This is a genomic window from Paracoccus marcusii (genome assembly GCF_028621715.1).
Lineage (GTDB): Bacteria > Pseudomonadota > Alphaproteobacteria > Rhodobacterales > Rhodobacteraceae > Paracoccus > Paracoccus marcusii.
Genome location: NZ_CP117466.1, coordinates 16,225 through 35,597 on the forward strand (window position 1 = coordinate 16,225; position 19,373 = coordinate 35,597).

A 19,373-nucleotide genomic window follows, 5' to 3' on the forward strand; every position below is an offset into this window, starting at 1 on the left:
AGATCGCGGGACGGAGGCTTCTGGTTATCGCTAACACTTGCGCTGCATCGCAGCACGGATAGGATGCTTGGCAACGAGGAAGGGGGCTTGGCATGTTCAAGAAGATTTTGGTGGCGAACCGGGGCGAGATTGCCATTCGCGTGATGCGCGCGGCCAACGAGCTGGGCAAGAAGACGGTCGCCGTCTATGCCGAGGAGGACAAGCTGGGCCTGCACCGTTTCAAGGCGGACGAGGCCTATCGCATCGGCGAGGGGCTGGGACCGGTCGCGGCCTATCTGTCCATCCCCGAGATCATCCGCGTGGCCAAGCTGTCGGGCGCCGACGCGATCCATCCGGGATACGGTCTGCTGTCCGAGAACCCCGACTTCGTCGATGCCTGCACGGCGGCCGGCATCACCTTCATCGGTCCGCGCGCCGACACGATGCGCGCGCTTGGCGACAAGGCCAGCGCGCGGCGCGTGGCGATCGAGGCGGGCGTGCCGGTGATCCCCGCGACCGAGGTGCTGGGCGATGATTTCGACGCCATCAAGCGTGAGGCGGCGGAGGTCGGCTATCCGCTGATGCTGAAGGCGTCCTGGGGCGGTGGCGGGCGCGGCATGCGCCCGATCAACAGCGAGGCCGAGCTGGTCGAGAAGGTCCGCGAGGGTCGCCGCGAGGCCGAGGCCGCCTTCGGCAACGGCGAGGGTTATCTGGAGAAGATGATCCTGCGCGCCCGCCATGTCGAGGTGCAGCTGTTGGGCGACACGCATGGCGGCCTCTATCACCTGTATGAACGCGATTGCACCGTGCAGCGCCGCAACCAGAAGGTCGTCGAACGCGCCCCCGCCCCCTACCTGACCGAGGCGCAGCGCGCTGAGGTCTGTGGCCTGGCGCTGAAGATCGGGCAGGCGGTCGGCTATCAGAACGCCGGCACGGTCGAGTTCCTGATGGATATGGACAGCCAGCAGTTCTACTTCATCGAGGTGAACCCCCGCGTGCAGGTCGAGCATACCGTGACCGAGGAGGTCACCGGCATCGACATCGTGCAGAGCCAGATCCGTATCGCCGAGGGCGAGACGCTGGCCGATGCCACCGGCCATGCCAGCCAGTCCGACATCACCCTGTCGGGCCATGCCCTGCAATGCCGGGTGACCACGGAAGACCCGCAGAACAACTTCATCCCCGATTACGGCCGCATCACCGCCTATCGGTCGGCCACCGGCATGGGCATCCGCCTGGACGGCGGCACGGCCTATTCGGGGGGCGTCATCACGCGCTATTACGATTCGCTGCTGGTCAAGGTCACGGCCTGGGCGCAGACGCCCGACCAGGCGATCCGCCGCATGGACCGCGCGCTGCGCGAGTTCCGGGTGCGCGGCGTCAGCACCAACATCGACTTCGTCATCAACCTGCTGAAACATCCGACCTTCCTGGACGACACCTATACAACCAAGTTTATCGACACGACCGACGATCTTTTCGACTTCAAGAAGCGTCAGGACCGCGCGACCAAGATCCTGACCTATCTGGCCGACATCAGCGTGAACGGGCATCCCGAGACCGCGGGCCGCGCCCTGCCCCCGGCCCAGGCCCGTGCGCCGGTCCCGCCTGCCCCCAAGGCCGCTCCTGCGCCCGGCACCCGCCAGCTGCTGGAGACCAAGGGCGCCCAGGCCGTGGCCGACTGGATGGCCGCCCAGACCCAGCTGCTGATCACCGACACCACGATGCGCGACGGGCACCAGTCGCTGCTGGCGACCCGGATGCGGTCGATCGACATGATCCGCGTGGCGCCCAGCTATGCCGCGAACCTGCCGCAGCTGTTCAGCGTGGAATGCTGGGGGGGCGCGACCTTCGACGTGGCCTATCGCTTCCTGCAGGAATGCCCCTGGCAGCGCCTGCGCGACATCCGCGCGCAAATGCCCAACCTGATGACGCAGATGCTGCTGCGCGCGTCGAACGGCGTGGGTTACACCAACTATCCCGACAACGTGGTGCAGTTCTTCGTGAAACAGGCCGCCGAGACCGGGGTCGATGTGTTTCGCGTCTTCGACAGCCTGAACTGGGTCGAGAACATGCGCGTCGCGATGGACGCGGTGATCGACAGCGGCAAGGTCTGCGAAGGCACGGTCTGCTATACCGGCAACATGCTAGACCCCGACCGGTCCAAATACGACCTGCAGTATTACGTGAAAACCGCGCAGGAGTTGAAGGCCGCGGGCGCGCATGTGCTGGGCCTGAAGGACATGGCGGGCCTGCTGAAGCCGCCCGCCGCCCGCATCCTGATCAAGGCCCTGAAGGAGGAGGTCGGCCTGCCGATCCATTTCCACACCCATGACACCAGCGGCATGGGTGGCGCCACGATCCTGGCCGCGGCGGATGCGGGCGTCGATGCCGTCGATTGCGCGATGGACGCGCTGTCGGGCAACACCAGCCAGCCGACCCTGGGGTCCGTGGTCGAGGCGTTGGCCCAGACCGACCGCGACACCGGCCTAGACATCGGCGCCGTCCGCGCCATCAGCAACTATTGGGAATGCGTGCGCGAAAGCTATGCCGCGTTCGAATCGGGCCTGCAGTCCCCGGCCTCCGAGGTCTATCTGCATGAGATGCCCGGCGGGCAGTTCACCAACCTGAAATCGCAGGCGCGGTCGATGGGCCTGGAGGATCGCTGGCACGAGGTGGCGCAGGCCTATGCCGACGTGAACCGGATGTTCGGCGACATCGTCAAGGTCACACCGTCGTCCAAGGTCGTGGGCGACATGGCGTTGATGATGGTGTCCCAGAACCTGACCCCCGAGGACGTCATGAACCCCGACCGCGACATGTCCTTCCCCGATTCGGTGGTGGACATGATGCGCGGCAATCTGGGCCAGCCCCCCGGTGGCTGGCCGCGGGCGATCCAGGCCAAGGTGCTCAAGGGAGAGACCCCGATCACAGACCGCCCCGGTGCCCATCTGGAACCCGTCGACCTGGAGGCAGAGCGTGCCAAGCTGTCAGAGATGCTGGACGGCAAGACCATCGATGATGAGGATCTGAACGGATACCTGATGTATCCCAAGGTCTTCACCGACTACATGCAGCGCCATGAGACCTATGGCCCGGTGCGCACCCTGCCGACCCGCACCTTCTTCTACGGCATGGAGCCGGGCGATGAGATCAGCGTCGAGATCGACCCCGGCAAGACGCTGGAGGTCCGCCTGCTGACCCTGGGAGAGACCGACGAGACCGGCCAGATGAAGGTCTTCTTCGAACTGAACGGCCAACCGCGTCAGGTCCGCGTTCCGAACCGCTCCGCCACCGGCGCGCAGGCGGCGCGCCCCAAGGCCGATGCCGCGAACCCCGGCCATGTCGGCGCGCCGATGCCGGGCGTCGTGGCGTCCGTCGGCGTCGCCCAGGGCGCTCAGGTCAAGCAGGGCGATCTGCTGCTGACGATCGAGGCGATGAAGATGGAGACCGGCCTGCACGCCGACCGCGACGGCACCATCAAGGCGCTGCATGTCGGCCCCGGCCAGCAGATCGACGCCAAGGACCTCCTGGTCGAGATCGAATGAGCCGCAGGGCCGGGGGACGCCGCCCCGGCCCCGCACGACCGCGCCGCGTCAGCGGCGCCTCAGGCCCGGGCGGCAGCACGCCGACCATCGGTCGGCACCCCCGCCCCGGCCCGTCACACCCTCAACCGTCGCAGCGCTGGTAAAGGCGCGTGCCGCCCGCATCCGTCAGGCGCAGCGCCACCCCCTCCATCGTGGCGCTGACGGCACGCGTGTCCGTCATGCCCTCGCTGGAACAGCTCAGCGTCACCGCCCCTTCCGTCCCCACCGCGCCGCGCGTGCAGCGTGCCTCATAGAACCGCCAGCTTTCCCCCGCCAGCGTCAGCCGCGTCTCCGAGGCCGGATCCCCGCAGGCCTCGGCCCGCAGATCATAGGTCCCGTCGACCAGCGCCGCGCCGCCTTGCGCGGGGGGCGGCACGGCGCCGCCGCCGGTCTCGGTCTTGCAGGCCGCGAGGGCCAGCGCCGCCATCAGGGCGGCGGGCAGGATGGGGGTCATGGGTCTTCTCCTTCTTCCTGTCGCGCGGGCCTCAGTCCAGCCCGCGCCCTTTCAGCAGGGCATCGACGCCCGGCATGCGGCCCCGAAAGGCCATCCACAGCTGATCCGCCGGGGCAGACCCGCCCTTGGACAGGATCGTCTCTTCCAGCCGCCGCGCCGTTGCGGGGTCGAAGATGTCGCCCGTCTCGGCGAAGGCCGCAAAGGCATCCGCGTCCATCACCTCGGACCACATGTAGCTGTAATAGCCCGCCGCATAGCTGTCGCCCGCAAAGACATGCGCGAAATGCGGCGTCGCATGACGCATGGGGATGGCGTCCGGCGCCTCCAGCCCCGTCAGCACCTCGGCCTGCCGTGCCATCGGGTCGGATGCCGGCGCACCTTCGTGAAAGGCCAAGTCCACCAGCGCGCTCTCCAGATATTCCACGGTCGAGAACCCTGCCCCGGCCCTGCCCGCCGCCAGCATCCGGTCGCGCAGATCGGCGGGCAGGACATCACCGGTCTCATGGTGGCGCGCATGGGCGTCCAGCACCGCGGGCTGCTCCAGCCAGTGTTCATAAAGCTGGCTGGGCAGTTCCACGAAATCCTGCGCAACCGAGGTCCCCGAGATCGAGGGCCAAGTCACGTCCGACAGGATGTGATGCGTCGCGTGGCCGAATTCGTGGAACAGCGTGCGCGCATCGTCCCAGGACAGGGAGGCCGGCCCACCCGGCTGGTCCGGCGGGGTGAAGTTGCAGACGTTGACCACGATCGGCCTCTGACCGTCACCGATCTTGTGCTGCATCTGCAGGGCCGAACACCACGCCCCCGACCGCTTGGACGGCCGCGCGAAATAGTCGCCTACAAAGACGGCCATCAGCTGGCCGTCGCGGGTGATCCGCCAGGCGCGCACGTCGGGCGCCCAGAGCGGCGCCTCCAGCGGCTGGAACTCCAGGCCGAACAGGCGATGCGCCACGTCGAAGACAGCACCCAGCATCGCGTCCAACGTCAGATAGGGGGCCACGTCATCGGCGTCAAAATCATGCGCGCGGGCGCGATGCCGTTCGGCATAGAGGCGCCAGTCCCAAGCCTCCAGCGGACCGTTGACCCCGTCCTCGTGCAGCATTTGGGCCAGCACCTGCTGATCGGACAGTGCGCGGGCGCGCGCCGCGGTCCAGACCTGGGACAGCAGGTCGCGCACCCGCTCGGGCGTCGCCGCCATCTGCGTCTCCAGCTTGTAGCCGGCGAAATCGGCATAGCCCAACAGCTGCGCGCGCTCATGGCGCAGGGCCAGGATCTCGGAGACCAGCGGCATGTTGTCGGTCGCCGCGCCGCCTGCCCCCGAACCCGACCCCCGTGCGGTCCAGGCCCGGAACGCCGTCTCGCGCAGCGCGCGGTCCTGGGCATGTTCCAGGAAGGGCACGATCAACGATCGATTCAGCGTCACCACCTGCCCCGTCATGCCGCGTTCGCGCGCCGCCGCCCGCATGGCACGGACCAGCCAGTCGGGCAGACCCGCAAGGGCATCGTCGGCCACGGACAGCACAAAGTCGCGTTCGTCCGTCAGCACGTTCTGGGTGAACTCGGTGGTCAGCACGGCCAGCCGGGCGCGGATCTGGGCCATGCGGGCGCGGCCCGCCTCGTCCAGGCCCGCCCCGGCCCGCGTCAGGTCGCGCAGCGCCAGTTCTGTGATGCGCCGATCCTCGGGCGACAGGCCGTCGGCGGCGGCCGCCACGGCGCGCACGCGGGCGTACAGACGCGAATCCATGCTGATCCGGCTACCGTATTCGGCAAGCCTGGGGGCGAAATCACGCTGCAGCGCCTGGCGCGCGTCGTTCGAATCGACCCCGGCCAAGGTGTAGAACACCGAAAGGACACGGTTCAGATCCTCATCCGCGGTCTCCATCGCCGCGATGGTGTTGGCAAAATCGGGCGCGTCGGGGTTGGCGGCGATCGCCTCGTTCGCGGCTTCGGCCGCGGCCAGCGCCTGATCGAAGGCGGGGGCGAAATCCGTGTCGTGGATCAGGTCGAAACGCGGCAGGCCTTCGGGGCCGGTCCAGCGGGTCAGTTGCGGGTTCATCAAGACCTCCTGTCGTCGACAGGCAGCCTAGGGTTGCGCCGCGCCGGGTTCCAGCGCCGATTGCGCCCCGCAGACCGGACAGGCCGGGTCCTGCGCGCAGGCGATCGTCCGGGTTTCGCCATAGAGCCCATCGAACAGCATCATCCTACCGCGCAGGCCCTGGCCCGCGCCGGTCAGGTGCTTGATCGCCTCCAGCGCCATCAGGCTGCCGATCACGCCGGGCAGCGCGCCGACCACGCCCGCCTCGGCGCAGGGGGCGTCGCGTTCGGGGGCCACGGGGAACAGGCAGGCCATGCAGGGCCCGCCGCGGGCCGGGTCGAACAAGGTCACCTGCCCCTCCCACTGGCCGATGGCGCCCGACAGCAGGGGCACGCCCGCCGCCCCGCAGGCCCGGTTGATCGCGGCGCGGCCCGCGAAACTGTCGGTGCCGTCGATGACCAGATCATGTCCCGCGATCAGGTCGCTGTCGCCTTCGGTGATGCGGCGGATCAGCGGCGTCACGTCCAGATGCGGGTTCAGCCGCAGCATCGCCTCGGCCGCGGCATAAGCCTTGGGTTCGCCGCGCAGATCGTCGCGAAAGATCACCTGGCGCTGCAGGTTGGACAGGCTGACCGTGTCGTCATCCGCCAGCGTGATCCGCCCCACCCCGGCTGCAGCCAGGTACAGGCAGACGGGCGAGCCCAGCCCCCCTGCCCCGACGACCAGCACCCGTGCGCCCTTCAGCCGCATCTGACCCGCACCGCCGATCTGGTGCAGGACCAGATGGCGGGCATAGCGGTCCAGCTCTGCGTCCGACAGCCCGGCATCGCGGGTCACGGGGGCGGGCGCGGGCGTGGCCTGAACGCGCAGTCGCGCCAGCAGCCGGCGATAGCCGATGACCAGCATCACCACCGCGCCCAGAACCAGCCAGCCCGCCGCACTGCCGCCAAGGGCGGCGGCGGCACCGCTGCCCGGCGCGATCACCTGCAGCGACAGCATGCAGACCCACAGGATCCCCACCATCAGCAGCACCACCTGGCGTGGCAGATGCAGCACCCGGCCCAAAATCAGCAGCATCACGATCAGGAAGACGCCGGTCACAGCCCCGCCCCCCCGGTGGAACCGAACCCACCCTGCCCGCGCACGGTGTCGTCCAGCGCGTCGACCAGTTCGAACCGGGCCTGCGGCGCGGGGGCCACGACCATCTGGGCGATCCGGTCGCCGTGGCGGATGGTGAACGGCGCATCGCCCAGGTTCAGCACGATCACCCCCAGGGGGCCGCGATAGTCGCAGTCGATGGTGCCGGGGCTGTTGGGCAGGGTCAGGCCGTGCTTGAGCGCCAGCCCGGACCGGGGGCGGACCTGGACCTCCCACCCCTGCGGGATGGCCAAGGCCAGCCCGGTGGGGATCAGCGCGCGGCCCATCGGCGGCAGGGTCACCCCCTGCACCCGGTCCGCGGGGGCCAGGTTGGCGCACAGGTCGGCCCCCGCCGCCCCCGCCGTCTGATAGGACGGCAGCGGAAGGGCGGGGTCGGCATCGGGAAGGCGCATCACGCGCAGGACGGGCTGGTGGGTCATGCCCCTATCCATGCAACGCAAAAGGCCGCGCGGCAATGCCGCACGGCCTCTCAGCATGTCGCAGTCGGGATGGATCAGCGCGGAGCGATCATCATCACCATCTGGCGACCTTCCAGCTTGGGCATGGTCTCGACCTTGCCAGCCTCTCCGACGTCGTCGCGGACGCGGTGCAGCAGTTCCAGGCCAAGGTCCTGGTGGGCCATCTCGCGGCCGCGGAAGCGCAGGGTCACCTTGACCTTGTCGCCGCCTTCCAGGAACTTCAGCACGCTGCGCATCTTGACATCATAATCGTGGGTATCGGTTCCCGGACGGAACTTGATCTCCTTGACCTCGATGACCTTCTGCTTCTTGCGGGCCTCGGCCTCGCGTTTCTGCATCTCGTACTTGTACTTGCCGAGGTCCATGACCTTGCAGACCGGGGGGGCCGCGTTCGGCGAAATCTCGACCAGATCCAGCCCGGCATCCTGTGCCATCTGCATGCCGACCGACGGCGGCACGACGCCGATGTTTTCCCCTTCGGGACCGATCAGGCGGATTTCGGACACGCGGATGCGTTCGTTGGTGCGGGGACCGGTGTCACGTTGGGGCGGTGCGTTATGCGGGCGGCGGGCTATGGCGTTGCTCCTTTTATGGCCAATGCGAAGTGACAGGAAAATAAGGGCAACCGCGTCATTATTCAACCGGAATTGATCAGGACGGGGCGCAATTCGGCCCTGCGGCGACCCGATCCGGGGGCAATCGGGGGGTGCGGCGCTTTTCCGGCGCGGGGGGCTGTGTCATAGAGTGTGCAAATGCCGTGAACATCAGGGGTCCATGATGCCGAAACTGTTGCCCATCGTCGTGATTCTGGTTCTGGCCGCGGGGGGCGCGTCATACCTGATGCAAGGCCGCACCGACGAACCCGTTGAAATGGCCCAGGCCCCCGAGGTTCAGACCGCGGCCCCCGACACCGTCGCAGGCGACGCCGCGCGCCTGGCCGACGATGCCGCCGACGCCGCACAGACCGCCGCGGAAACCGCGGACGAGGCCCCCGCGACAGAGGCGACGGACAGCCAGGATGCGGCCAATGCCGCAGCCGATGCGGCCGCAGACGCCGCCGCCATCGCCGCCGATGCCGCGGCCGAGGCCGTCGCCGCATCGAACGACACCGGCGGCGCCCCCGCCAGCGACGCGGCGGACGCCGCCGAAGCCGCGGCCGAGGCCGCGCTGGACGCCGCCGACCGGGCCGCGGCCGCCGCCGCGGGCGCCACCGCGGGCGTCACCGACCTGACCGCCGACGCGGCCGCGCAGGAGGCCGCCAGCGCTGCGCAGGACGCGGCAGAGGCCGCCGCCGAGACGGCCGATGCCGCCACCGTCGCCGCCCGGATCGAGGCGCTGCTGACCCCCGAGGGCTTCGACCGCGCCCAGGTCGACAGCATCATCGACGGCGCGGCCATCCCCGACACGCAGAAGCAGACGCTCAAGCAGCTGGTGTCGCAGGCAGAGGGCGACCCCGCCCTGCTGGCCGCCGCGCTGGAGCAGGTCAAGGCGGTCATGCGCTGATGACGGTCCTGCCGATCCGGGACATGGCGCCGTTCCTGGCCGGGCGGCCCGCCGTCCTGGCCCGCGGACCGCTTGCCGTGATCCTGGTCGAGGACGACACCGCCGTCGCGGCGACGCTGCGCCATCATCTGGACCGGGGCTTTCGCCACATCCTGCTGATGTCGGACCAGCCGCAGGATCTGCCCGACGCGATGGCCGCGCAGGTGACGCAGCTTCGCTACGACCCGCGCAGGCCCGCGGCCCATGTCCAGGCGGTGAACGCGGTGATCCGCGCCGTGCCGACCGGCACCTGGCTTTACTACGGCTTCAACGCCGAGTTCCTGTTCTATCCCTTCTGCGAGACCCGAAGCGTCGGAGAGATGCTGGCCTTTCACACCGAGGAACGGCGCGCCGCGATGCTGTCCTATGTGATCGATCTTTATGCGGGCGATCTGCGGGCCTGCCCCGATGCGGTCGATCTTGACGGGGCGCTCTTCGACCGGACGGGATACTATGCCCTGGGCCGTCGCGGCGCGGACGGCCAGATCCGCGAACGCCAGCTGGACTTTCACGGCGGCCTGCGCTGGCGCTATGAGGAGTTCCTGCCGGCAGACCGTCGCCGCATCGACCGCATCGCGCTGTTCCGCGCCGCCCCCGGCCTGACGGTGACCGCCGACCACCGCTTCTCGATCGAGGAGTACAACACCTATTCCTGTCCCTGGCACCACAACCTGACGGCCGCTGTGGCATCCTTTCGGGTCGCCAAGGCGCTGGTACGCAATCCCGGATCGCGCGAACAGGTCCGCGACATGACCTGGCGCAATTCGCAGCGCTTTGACTGGACCAGCCAGCAGCTGATGGACCTGGGCCTGATGGAGCCGGGACAGTGGTTCTAGACGGCTGCGGCTTGCCCTTGCGCGGGTCTTGCCCCGGATGATAGACCCTGCGGCAACCTGAAAAACCGACCGGCCCGCAGGGGCTGCACAGATGAAGGCATGACCCGGATGGCATTGACCCAGACCAGCTTCGACCGCGACGACCTGCTTGCCTGCGCGCGCGGAGAACTGTTCGGCCCCGGAAATGCCCAGCTGCCCGAACCGCCCATGCTGATGATGGACCGCATCACCGACGTGTCCGAGGACGGCGGCGCGCATGGCAAGGGCCATATCGTCGCCGAATTCGACATCACGCCCGACCTGTGGTTCTTCGGCTGCCACTTTCCCGGCAACCCGATCATGCCCGGCTGCCTGGGCCTGGACGGGCTGTGGCAGCTGACCGGCTTCAACCTGGGCTGGCGCGGCTGGCAGGGGCGCGGTTACGCCCTGGGCGTCGGAGAGGTCAAGCTGACCGGCATGGTGCGGCCCGACCGCAAGATGCTGCGCTATACCGTCGATTTCACCAAGGCCGTCCAGACCCGTCGCCTGACCATGGGCGTGGCCGATGGCCGGGTCGAGGCGGACGGAGAGCTGATCTATCAGGTCAAGGACATGAAAGTGGCCCTGTCGGCCAGCTGACCCCACCCATTCAAGGAGGCCCCCATGCGTCGTGTCGTCATCACCGGGCTTGGTATCGTATCCCCCATCGGCAACAATGCCGACGAGGTCACTGACAGCCTGCGCGCGGGCAAGTCAGGCATCGTCTTCGCCCCCGAATATGCCGAGCACGGCTTTCGCAGCCAGGTCCACGGCATGCCGCAGATCGTGCTGGACGACCATATCGACAAGCGCAACCTGCGCTTCATGGGTCCGGGTGCCGCCTACAACTTCCTGGCCATGGAACAGGCCATCAAGGACAGCGGCCTGGAGGAAGGCGACGTCTCGAACGAGCGCACCGGCCTGATCATGGGATCGGGCGGGCCGTCCACGTCGAACTTCTTTCTGGCGCATCAGACGGTGATCGAGAAGGGCAGCCCCAAGCGCATGGGCCCCTTCATGGTCACGCGCTGCATGTCCTCCACCAATTCGGCCTGCCTTGCCACGCCCTTCAAGATCAAGGGCGTGAACTACTCCATCACCTCGGCCTGCGCGACGTCGGCGCATTGCATCGGCAACGGGGTCGAGCAGATCCAGATGGGCAAGCAGGACATCGTCTTCGCCGGCGGCGGCGAGGAGCTGGACTGGACGCTGTCGTGCCTGTTCGACGCGATGGGCGCGATGTCGTCGAAATACAACGACACGCCCGAGACCGCGTCGCGCCCCTATGACGCGACGCGCGACGGGTTCGTGATCGCGGGCGGCGGCGGCGTCGTCGTGCTGGAGGAGCTGTCCCACGCCCTGGCGCGCGGCGCCAAGATCTATGCCGAGGTCACGGGTTACGGCGCGACCAGCGACGGATACGACATGGTCGCCCCCTCCGGCGAGGGCGGCGAGCGTGCGATGCGCGTGGCCATGTCCACCCTGCCCGAGGACCGCAAGGTCAGCTACATCAATGCGCACGGCACCTCGACGCCCGTGGGCGATCTGGGCGAGATCAAGGCCATCCGCCGCATCTTCGGCGAGGGGTCGACCCCGCCGGTCAGCTCGACCAAGTCGCTGACCGGGCATTCCCTGGGCGCGACCGGCGTTCACGAGGCAATCTATAGCCTGCTGATGTTGCAGAATGACTTCATCGCGGCCTCGGCGAACGTCACGACGCTGGACCCCGAGATTCAATCGGGCGAGATTGCGACCAGCCGCGTGGACAACGCCGGGTTGGATTCGGTCCTGTCGAACAGCTTCGGCTTTGGCGGCACGAATGCCACCCTGCTGATGTCGCGCTATCAGGACTGAGGCAAAGGACCAACGCATGGGCGATCTTCTGAAGGGCAAGCGCGGGCTTGTGATGGGGGTCGCCAACGAGCGGTCCATTGCCTGGGGCATCGCGCGCGCGCTGGCCGACCAGGGGGCAGAGCTGGCGTTCAGCTATCAGGGCGAGGCGTTCGGCAAGCGGGTCGAACCGCTGGCGGCCTCCGTCGGGTCGGACCTGCTGGTCGATGTGGACGTGACGAACGACGCGTCGCTGGACGCGGCCTTCGCCACGCTGGCCGACCGGTGGGGGTCGATCGACTTCGTGATCCACGCCGTCGCCTTCTCCAACAAGGACGAGCTGACCGGCCGGTTCATGAACACCAGCCGCGCCAACTTCAAGCACAGCCTGGAGATCAGCTGCTACTCGCTGATCGAGGTCGCGCGCCGCGCCCATCCGCTGATGTCCGAGGGCGGGTCGATCATCACCCTGACCTATGGCGGGTCGAACCGCGTGACGCCGTTCTACAACGTCATGGGCGTCGCCAAGGCCGCGCTGGAAAGCAGCGTGCGGTACCTGGCCAACGACCTTGGCCCGGACGGCATCCGCGTCAACGCGATCAGCCCCGGCCCGATGAAGACGCTGGCAGGCGCGGCCATCGGCGGCGCGCGCAAGACCTTCCGGCATACCGAGGCCAATGCGCCCTTGCGCGCCAACGCCACGCTGGAATCCATCGGCGGCACCGCGGTCTGGCTGCTGTCCGACTGGGGTGCCTGCACCACCGGAGAGATCGTGATGGTCGATGGCGGCTATCACGTGCTGGGCATGCCGCAGAGCGAGAACCTGTAGCGGCAATCACGACAGGGGGGCGGCGGCATGGCGGTTTTCGCGGCGGGTGACGGGGCGCGCATCGCTTTTTCCGACCAGGGGACCGGCCTGCCCGTCCTGTGCCTGGCGGGCCTGACCCGCAGCATGTCCGATTTCGACTATGTCGCGCCGCACCTGACCGGAGTGCGCCTGATCCGCATGGATTACCGCGGCCGCGGCGCGTCGGAATGGACCGGGGCCGAAACCTATACCGTCCCGCGCGAGGCGCGCGATGCGATCGACCTGCTGGATCATTTGGGGATCGACCGTGCCGCGGTGCTGGGCACGTCGCGCGGCGGGCTGGTCGGCATGGTGCTGGCCGCGACCGCGCATGACCGCCTGTCAGGCCTGTGCCTGAACGATGTCGGCCCCGAGATCGCGCGTGCCGGGCTGGACCGGATCTTCGACTATGTCGGACGCAATCCGGCGGCTGCCAGCCATTCCGAACTGGCGGCGCGCCTGCCCGGGCTGATGCCGGGCTTTGCCGACGTGCCGCCGGGACGCTGGCTGGAGGAAGTGCGCCGCCATTACCGCGAAACGCCGGAGGGGTTGCGCATCACCTATGACCCCGCCCTGCGAGAGGCGTTCCTGGCCGCGTTCCAGGGCGATCCGGTCGATCTCTGGCCGTTGTGGCGGGCGACGGCCGGCTTGCCGGTCGCACTGATCCGGGGGGCGAATTCGGACCTTCTGTCGCCTGCGGTGGCTGCGCGCATGAAGGACATGCGCCCGGACCTGATCCTGGCCGAGGTGCCCGGCCGCGCCCATATCCCCTGGCTGGACGAGGCCCCTGCCCTGGACGCGATCCGGCGCTGGCTGGCGGCATGCGGCGCCTAGCCGCCGATCGCCCGCAGCGCCCAGAACAGCGCCCCCGACAGGGCCGCCGCCGCCGGAACCGTGACGACCCAGGCCGCGCCGATGGTCAGCACATGCGACCGGCGCACTAGCTTGCGGCGGCGACGCTCCTCGGGGGCGGTGCGGGGGCGTTCGGGGGCCTGCCCCTGCACGGCGCGGGCGCGGCGGGCCGCGTCCCATTCGCGAAAGAAGCCCACCCCGAAGATCGCACCGACCGCGATGTGGGTCGAACTGACCGGCAGACCCAGCCAGCTGGCCAGGATCACCGTCAGCGCCGCCGACAGCGACACGCAATAGGCACGCATGGGGTTCAGCTTGGTGATCTGGCTGCCGACCATGCGGATCAGCTTGGGTCCGAACAGGAACAGGCCAAAGGACAGGCCGAACGCCCCGATCAGCATCACCCAAAGCGGGATCGCCACGGCCTCGGCCGTGCCGCCCGATCCCAGGGCCTGCACGATGGCGGCCAGCGGCCCGACGGCATTGGCCACGTCATTGGCACCATGCGCAAAGGACAGCAGCGCGGCCGACACGACCAGCGGGATGCCGAACAGCACCTTGAGCGACTTGTTGCGGTTCTCCAGCCCGCGCGACTGGCGGCGGATAACCGGGATCATGACGACCCAGCAGACCAGGCCCAGCACCGCGCCGATCATCAGCGCCCCGGAAAAGGTCACGTCGACGATCCGGCTGAGACCCTTCAGCGCCAGGTAGGCCGCGAACGCGCCCGCCATGATGCCGATCAGGACCGGCACCCAGACGCGCGCGGCCGCGATCTTGTCGTCGCGATAGATGATGCGCGCCTTGATGAACCACAGGAAGGCCGCGGCGATCAGCCCGCCCAGCACCGGAGAGATCACCCAGCTGGCCGCGATGGTCGCCATCGTGGGCCAGTTGACCGCGCCGAACCCGGCCGCGGCGATGCCCGCGCCCATCACGCCGCCGACGATGGAATGGGTGGTGGAGACCGGCGCGCCGATCCAGGTCGCCAGGTTCACCCACAGCGCAGATGACAGCAGCGCCGCCATCATCGCCCAGACGAAGATGCCGTCGGTCCCGATCGTCTGCGGATCGATGATCCCGCGAGAGATGGTGCTGACCACGTCGCCGCCCGCGATCAGGGCGCCCGCGGTCTCGAACACGGCGGCGATGGCGATGGCGCCCCCCATGGTCAGCGCATTCGCGCCGACCGCCGGGCCCATGTTGTTCGCGACGTCGTTGGCGCCGATGTTCAGCGCCATGTAGGCGCCGAAGATCGCCGCGACCACGACGATCAGCGTGTTGTCGGTCTGTCCGAAGGCGACCATCGCCCCCAGCCCGGCCAGCAGCACGAAGGCCAGCGCGACGCCCGGCGCGACCAGCGGGCGCGCGACATAGGCGGTAGCGTTTTCCAGCGCCGAGAACCGCCCCAGGTCGCGGTCCAGCGTATCGAGATGTCGGGCTTCCAGGTCGTTTTGGGCCATGATGTCCTCTGGTTGGCGCAGCGGGGGCCTAGGGCGAAACGGCGCTCAGCGCAAGCATTGCGGCGGTAGGGTGCCGATCCGAGCAGCAAAAAGCCGGGCCTGTGTGAATGTAATCCTTTTCAGACGGAATGAAATCCATTACATCTGTGGACAACCCCCGGAGGAGCGGGGACCAGAGGAGAAGATCATGACATTTGCAAGAACCGCCCTGATCGGTGGACTGGCCACGCTGGTGGCACCGATGGCGATGGCCCAGGATGCGGCCACGTCCGACCTGCCCATCGCGGTCCAGATGTATACGCTGCGCGACCACGGCACGCTGGATGAACAGCTGGCCGCCGTCCAGGCGGCGGGCGTGACCGCGGTGGAGACCGTCGGCATGCAGGACAGCACCGCCGAGGACCTGTCGGCCAAACTGCAGGAATACGGGATCGAGGCGATCTCGACCCATGCCCAGCTGGCCGATCTGCGCGCCGACGCGCAGGCGGTGATCGATTTCAACAAGGCGATCGGCAACGACGTCATCACCGTCCCCTATCTGGTCGAGGAGGACCGCCCTGCAGATGCCGCCGGCTGGACCGCCCTGGGCGAGGAGCTGGCCGCGCTCAGCGAGACGCTGCAGGCGGCGGACATGACGCTGGCCTATCACAACCACGATTTCGAGATGGTCGAGTTCGACGGCCGCACCGCGCTGGAGATCATGATGGAGGCCGCGGGCGAGGACGTCATGGCCGAGCTGGACCTGGCATGGGTCGCGCGCGGCGGGTTGGACCCGGTCGAGTATCTGGGCCGTTTCGACGACCGCGTCTTTGCGATCCACGCCAAGGACAACGCCCCCGAGGGCGAGGCCGAGGACGAGCGGGGCTTCAAGGCGCTTGGCGAAGGCACGCTGGACTGGGCTGCGATCCTGCCAGCCGCCGAGGAGGCCGGCGCGCAGTGGTACATCATCGAGCATGACCAGCCCTTGGACGCCGCCGAGGTCGTGATGACCGGTGCCACCTTCCTGACGGAAAACCTGCCGGACAGCGCCACGCGCTGAACCCTCCCTGCCGGACAGGTTGACTGGGGCCGCGACATCGTCGCGGCCCCTTTTTCCGTGTCGCGATGCCGGGTGGCGATGCCGGGGCCCGCCGCGGGGGGCGGACCCGGCCGGATCACATCGGGCGGACCCAGATGTTGCGGAAGCTGACATCCGCGTCATGGTCCTGCAGCTGGATCGGCGCGCAGTCATGCGCCTCGTAGGCCGGATAGCCGATCCATTCGGTCACACCCTGGATCTGGGCGTGGTTCTGCACCACAACGCCGTTGTGCAGGACGGTGATATGGGCCGGACGGCGCAGCGCGCCTTCGTCCGAAAAGATCGGCGCCTGGAAGATGATGTCGTAGGTCTGCCATTCTTCCGGTGCGCGCGAGGCGTTCACCAGCGGCAGGTGCTGCTTGTAGATCGACCCCGCCTGCCCGTTCGCATAGGTCGGGTTCTCGAAGCTGTCCAGAACCTGCACCTCATAGCGGCTCTGCAGGAAGATGCCGCTGTTGCCGCGGTCCTGGCTGTCATGCCCTTCGTTGTTCGGCGGAGAGCGCCATTCGACATGCAGCTGCACGTCGCAGAAGCTTTCCGTGGTGCGGATGTCGCCCGATCCGCGCGCGACGCGCATCGCGCCGTCCTCGACGACCCACTCGGCGGCGCCGCCGTTCACGGATTCCCACCCGTCCAGGTTCGTCCCGTCGAACAGCACGACCGCGTCCGACGGCGGCTCGCCAGCGGGGGTCTGGACCAGCCGCGGCTCGGGGCCCGCGATCTCGGTCACGCGGGACTGGGCCTGGCGTTCCTCGCGGGTCGGCTCGGGGGCGTCCTGGGCCAAGGTGGGGGCGGCCAACGCCAGCAGCGCGGCCATCGATGTCATCAGTTTCATGGCAATGTCCTTTGCGAAAGAATGCGGCCCCGGACATGCCGGGGCCGTTGGCGGGATCACGTGGCCCAGGCCGGGCCGCCGTCGTATTCCAGATCGCCGATGTACTCGCCCGGCACCGGCTCATAGCGCAGCACCTGCGTCGCACCGACTTCGGAGGTGAAGAATCCGAACAGCGTCAGCTGCTGGATCGGCGTGAACCAGTGCAGCGCCGGCAGGTCCGCCTCGGTCTGGGCCTGCGCGGTGGCCGCGGTGTCGGCCGACTGCTGCTGGTCGCGGGCCTGGATGCGCATCTCCTCCTTGGCTTGGGCCACGACGGCAGCCTGGGCGCTGGCGGCGACCATGGCCTCCTGCAGCATCTGCTGGCGCTCCTCGGCGGTCAGGTCCTCGAACGGCTTGCCGAATTGTGCCTGGGCCTCGGATTTCAGCGTGTCGATGCTGTCGCGGAACGCCGCCTGCTCCTCGGCGTCATAGCAGTCGCTGACGAACTGGGTCATGAAGGCGCCGACGCCCGCGTCCTTGGCGCCCGGCGTGTCAGTGGCGGGAATGATCGTCTCGGCCACCTCGTCCAGAAAGGCCGCATCCTCGGGGGTGAAGAGGTTCTCTCCGGTCTCGGTCGGGACATAGGCCATCACCCGGCCCGCACCCAGCATGGCCGTCCCGGTGACGGCGGCGATCATCGTCAAAAGGTCGCGACGGTTCATCACAGATCTCCGTTCTTGAGGGCTTTGACGGCGTGATCCGCCGCACGCGCGGTCAGCGCCATGTAGGTCAGCGACGGGTTCACGCAGCTGGCCGAGGTCATGCAGGCCCCGTCCGTCACATAGACGTTCGGCGCATCCCAGACCTGGTTGTCGCCGTTCAGGACCGAGGTCTTCGGATCGCGGCCCATGCGTGCCGTGCCCATCTCGTGGATGCCCATGCCGGGGGCATAGTCGCGGTCGACTGGCTTGACGTCCTTGACGCCGGCGGCCTCCAGGATGTCGACGGCGTCCTGCTTCATGTCCTCGCGCATGCGCATCTCGTTCTCGCGCAGGTCGACGCTGACGGACAGGACCGGCAGGCCCCACTTGTCCGTCGTGCCCCGGTCAAGCGAGATGGCGTTGTCGTGATAGGGCAGCATCTCGCCAAAGCCGGTCATGCCGATGGTCCAGTTGCCCGGCGTCGACAGGGCCTGCTTCAGGTCCGCACCGATGTTCAGTTCGGCGATGTCGCGCTGCCATCCCTGGCGGCTGGCCGATCCCTGATAGCCGAAACCGCGGGTATAGGGCCGCTCCTCGCCGTCGATATTGCGGAAACGCGGGATGTAGAAGCCCGCCGGACGGCGCCCGAAGTAGTACTTGTCGTCGAACCCCTCGACCCGGCCCTCGGCGCCGACGCGGAAATGGTGGTCCATGACGTTGTGGCCCAGCTCGCCCGACGACGACCCCAGACCGCCTTCCCAGACATCGGTGGCCGAGTTCATCAGCACCCAGGTCGAATTGAAGCTGGAGGCGTTCAGGAACACCACGTCGGCGGTGTACTCATAGGTCATGTTCGTCTCGGCATCGATGATCTCGACCCCGGTCGCGCGCTTGCGGTCCTTATCATACAGAACCTCCTTGACGATCGAGAACGGTCGCAGCGTCAGGTTGCCCGTGGCCATCGCGGCGGGCAGCGTCGCGGACTGGGTGCTGAAATAGGCGCCATAGGGGCAGCCCAGCCAGCACTTGTTGCGATACTGACAGGCGACGCGGTTCTGGTCGGGCAGTGCCTCGGTGATGTTGGCCACGCGGCTGTTGATCAGGTACCGCTTGCCGCCAAAGGCGTTGCGCAGGCGTGCGGCCACGTCCTTTTCGACGATGTTCAGCGGGATGGGCGGCAGGAACTGCCCGTCGGGCAGGATGTCCAGCCCCTCGTTCGTCCCCGAGATGCCGGCAAAGCGTTCGGCATGATCGTACCACGGCGCGATGTCGGCATAGCGGATCGGCCAGTCGGTCGCGATCCCCTCGCGTTCGTTGGCGGTGAAGTCGGTGTCCGAGAAGCGATAGGACTGGCGACCCCACATCAGGCTGCGCCCACCGACGTGATAGCCCCGGAACCAGTCAAAGCGCTTGGCCTCGACATAGGGATTCTCCTGCTCGTTGGCCCACATGCCGAAGGTCTGCTCGTTCAGGGGATAGTCGCGCGACAGGACGGGATAGTTGTCCTTCATCTCCATGGTCGCGGTGCCGCGGTGGGGATAGTCCCAGGCCTCCTTGTCGGCGTTCACATAGTCGGTCAGATGCTCGATGTTGCGGCCGCGCTCCAGCATCAGGACCTTCAGGCCCTTCTCCGTCAGCTCCTTGGCGGCCCACCCGCCGCTGATGCCCGATCCGACGACGATTGCGTCGTAATGCATGTTGTCTGCCATCTGGCGTTCCTT

At 68.1% G+C, this 19,373-nt stretch carries 17 protein-coding genes; 8 read left to right on the forward strand and 9 right to left on the reverse strand.

The window, feature by feature from the left end:
* Nucleotides 1-92 precede the first annotated feature (92 nt).
* On the forward strand, nucleotides 93-3,527 hold the full coding sequence (locus PRL19_RS00085) for a pyruvate carboxylase (RefSeq protein WP_273743511.1): 3,435 nt from the start codon (nucleotides 93-95) through the stop codon (nucleotides 3,525-3,527).
* Nucleotides 3,528-3,648: 121 nt separating this feature from the next.
* On the opposite strand, the gene PRL19_RS00090 is transcribed toward PRL19_RS00085, so the two are convergent.
* From PRL19_RS00090 to infC, 5 genes are all read right to left on the reverse strand, one after another.
* Nucleotides 3,649-4,020 (reverse strand): hypothetical protein, encoded by a 372-nt coding sequence (locus tag PRL19_RS00090; protein WP_273743512.1) that lies wholly within the window; start codon nucleotides 4,018-4,020, stop codon nucleotides 3,649-3,651.
* A gap of 31 nt (nucleotides 4,021-4,051) precedes the next feature.
* Nucleotides 4,052-6,076 carry a M3 family metallopeptidase gene (locus PRL19_RS00095; protein ID WP_273743513.1) on the reverse strand — a complete coding sequence of 675 codons (2,025 nt, stop codon included), beginning with the start codon at nucleotides 6,074-6,076 and terminating at the stop codon, nucleotides 4,052-4,054.
* A gap of 27 nt (nucleotides 6,077-6,103) precedes the next feature.
* Complete coding sequence (locus tag PRL19_RS00100; RefSeq protein ID WP_273744527.1) at nucleotides 6,104-7,132, reverse strand: HesA/MoeB/ThiF family protein; 1,029 nt, start codon at nucleotides 7,130-7,132, stop codon at nucleotides 6,104-6,106.
* A gap of 20 nt (nucleotides 7,133-7,152) precedes the next feature.
* A complete protein-coding gene (dut, locus tag PRL19_RS00105) occupies nucleotides 7,153-7,632 on the reverse strand; it encodes a dUTP diphosphatase (RefSeq protein ID WP_246071262.1) in 480 nt (159 codons plus the stop codon).
* A 74-nt stretch (nucleotides 7,633-7,706) separates the two neighbouring features.
* Complete coding sequence (gene infC, locus PRL19_RS00110; RefSeq protein WP_425277555.1) at nucleotides 7,707-8,288, reverse strand: translation initiation factor IF-3; 582 nt, start codon at nucleotides 8,286-8,288, stop codon at nucleotides 7,707-7,709.
* A 157-nt stretch (nucleotides 8,289-8,445) separates the two neighbouring features.
* On the opposite strand from infC, the gene PRL19_RS00115 reads away from it, so the two are divergent.
* The 6 genes from PRL19_RS00115 to PRL19_RS00140 all read left to right on the forward strand — a co-directional run bounded on the left by PRL19_RS00115 (nucleotide 8,446) and on the right by PRL19_RS00140 (nucleotide 13,578).
* Nucleotides 8,446-9,174 (forward strand): hypothetical protein, encoded by a 729-nt coding sequence (locus PRL19_RS00115; RefSeq protein WP_273743514.1) that lies wholly within the window; start codon nucleotides 8,446-8,448, stop codon nucleotides 9,172-9,174.
* Between the two features lie 8 nt (nucleotides 9,175-9,182).
* A complete protein-coding gene (locus PRL19_RS00120; RefSeq protein WP_420704431.1) occupies nucleotides 9,183-10,049 on the forward strand; it encodes a glycosyltransferase family 2 protein in 867 nt (288 codons plus the stop codon).
* 108 nt (nucleotides 10,050-10,157) lie between these two features.
* Nucleotides 10,158-10,667, forward strand: coding sequence for a bifunctional 3-hydroxydecanoyl-ACP dehydratase/trans-2-decenoyl-ACP isomerase (fabA, locus tag PRL19_RS00125; protein WP_045983185.1), 510 nt, complete (start codon nucleotides 10,158-10,160; stop codon nucleotides 10,665-10,667).
* Nucleotides 10,668-10,691: 24 nt separating this feature from the next.
* A complete protein-coding gene (gene fabB / locus PRL19_RS00130) occupies nucleotides 10,692-11,921 on the forward strand; it encodes a beta-ketoacyl-ACP synthase I (protein ID WP_273743516.1) in 1,230 nt (409 codons plus the stop codon).
* A gap of 16 nt (nucleotides 11,922-11,937) precedes the next feature.
* Nucleotides 11,938-12,726 carry an enoyl-ACP reductase FabI gene (locus PRL19_RS00135; RefSeq protein ID WP_273743517.1) on the forward strand — a complete coding sequence of 263 codons (789 nt, stop codon included), beginning with the start codon at nucleotides 11,938-11,940 and terminating at the stop codon, nucleotides 12,724-12,726.
* 27 nt (nucleotides 12,727-12,753) lie between these two features.
* The gene (locus tag PRL19_RS00140) at nucleotides 12,754-13,578 is read left to right on the forward strand and encodes an alpha/beta fold hydrolase (RefSeq protein WP_273743518.1); all 825 of its coding nucleotides are present in this window, start codon (nucleotides 12,754-12,756) and stop codon (nucleotides 13,576-13,578) included.
* Here the strand turns inward: PRL19_RS00140 and PRL19_RS00145 are convergent.
* Nucleotides 13,575-15,059, reverse strand: a complete 1,485-nt coding sequence (locus PRL19_RS00145) for an inorganic phosphate transporter (protein WP_127898899.1) — start codon at nucleotides 15,057-15,059, stop codon at nucleotides 13,575-13,577. The two genes, PRL19_RS00140 and PRL19_RS00145, sit on opposite strands and share 4 nt — an antisense overlap.
* Nucleotides 15,060-15,246: 187 nt before the next feature.
* On the opposite strand from PRL19_RS00145, the gene PRL19_RS00150 reads away from it, so the two are divergent.
* The gene (locus tag PRL19_RS00150; protein WP_273743519.1) at nucleotides 15,247-16,098 is read left to right on the forward strand and encodes a sugar phosphate isomerase/epimerase family protein; all 852 of its coding nucleotides are present in this window, start codon (nucleotides 15,247-15,249) and stop codon (nucleotides 16,096-16,098) included.
* Between the two features lie 115 nt (nucleotides 16,099-16,213).
* Here the strand turns inward: PRL19_RS00150 and PRL19_RS00155 are convergent, their stop codons facing one another.
* The 3 genes from PRL19_RS00155 to PRL19_RS00165 are packed head-to-tail and all read right to left on the reverse strand — an operon-like array spanning nucleotide 16,214 to nucleotide 19,361.
* Nucleotides 16,214-16,972, reverse strand: a complete 759-nt coding sequence (locus PRL19_RS00155; RefSeq protein WP_273743520.1) for a 3-keto-disaccharide hydrolase — start codon at nucleotides 16,970-16,972, stop codon at nucleotides 16,214-16,216.
* A 56-nt stretch (nucleotides 16,973-17,028) separates the two neighbouring features.
* Nucleotides 17,029-17,673, reverse strand: coding sequence for a gluconate 2-dehydrogenase subunit 3 family protein (locus tag PRL19_RS00160; protein WP_045998789.1), 645 nt, complete (start codon nucleotides 17,671-17,673; stop codon nucleotides 17,029-17,031).
* Nucleotides 17,673-19,361 carry a GMC oxidoreductase gene (locus tag PRL19_RS00165; protein WP_273743521.1) on the reverse strand — a complete coding sequence of 563 codons (1,689 nt, stop codon included), beginning with the start codon at nucleotides 19,359-19,361 and terminating at the stop codon, nucleotides 17,673-17,675. Before PRL19_RS00165 ends, PRL19_RS00160 begins: the two co-directional genes overlap by 1 nt.
* Nucleotides 19,362-19,373 lie beyond the last annotated feature (12 nt).

Excerpts from the sequence above, each read along its gene's own strand:
- PRL19_RS00150 (WP_273743519.1), top strand. The coding sequence starts at position 15,247 with ATGACATTTGCAAGAACCGCCCTGATCGGTGGACTGGCCACGCTGGTG.
- PRL19_RS00145 (WP_127898899.1), bottom strand. The coding sequence starts at position 15,059 with ATGGCCCAAAACGACCTGGAAGCCCGACATCTCGATACGCTGGACCGC.
- PRL19_RS00155 (WP_273743520.1), bottom strand. The coding sequence starts at position 16,972 with ATGAAACTGATGACATCGATGGCCGCGCTGCTGGCGTTGGCCGCCCCC.
- PRL19_RS00135 (WP_273743517.1), top strand. The coding sequence starts at position 11,938 with ATGGGCGATCTTCTGAAGGGCAAGCGCGGGCTTGTGATGGGGGTCGCC.
- fabB (WP_273743516.1), top strand. The coding sequence starts at position 10,692 with ATGCGTCGTGTCGTCATCACCGGGCTTGGTATCGTATCCCCCATCGGC.
- PRL19_RS00100 (WP_273744527.1), bottom strand. The coding sequence starts at position 7,132 with ATGCTGCTGATTTTGGGCCGGGTGCTGCATCTGCCACGCCAGGTGGTG.
- PRL19_RS00140 (WP_273743518.1), top strand. The coding sequence starts at position 12,754 with ATGGCGGTTTTCGCGGCGGGTGACGGGGCGCGCATCGCTTTTTCCGAC.
- PRL19_RS00160 (WP_045998789.1), bottom strand. The coding sequence starts at position 17,673 with ATGAACCGTCGCGACCTTTTGACGATGATCGCCGCCGTCACCGGGACG.
- PRL19_RS00085 (WP_273743511.1), top strand. The coding sequence starts at position 93 with ATGTTCAAGAAGATTTTGGTGGCGAACCGGGGCGAGATTGCCATTCGC.
- PRL19_RS00165 (WP_273743521.1), bottom strand. The coding sequence starts at position 19,361 with ATGGCAGACAACATGCATTACGACGCAATCGTCGTCGGATCGGGCATC.
- fabA (WP_045983185.1), top strand. The coding sequence starts at position 10,158 with ATGGCATTGACCCAGACCAGCTTCGACCGCGACGACCTGCTTGCCTGC.
- PRL19_RS00115 (WP_273743514.1), top strand. The coding sequence starts at position 8,446 with ATGATGCCGAAACTGTTGCCCATCGTCGTGATTCTGGTTCTGGCCGCG.
- PRL19_RS00095 (WP_273743513.1), bottom strand. The coding sequence starts at position 6,076 with ATGAACCCGCAACTGACCCGCTGGACCGGCCCCGAAGGCCTGCCGCGT.
- PRL19_RS00090 (WP_273743512.1), bottom strand. The coding sequence starts at position 4,020 with ATGACCCCCATCCTGCCCGCCGCCCTGATGGCGGCGCTGGCCCTCGCG.
- dut (WP_246071262.1), bottom strand. The coding sequence starts at position 7,632 with ATGACCCACCAGCCCGTCCTGCGCGTGATGCGCCTTCCCGATGCCGAC.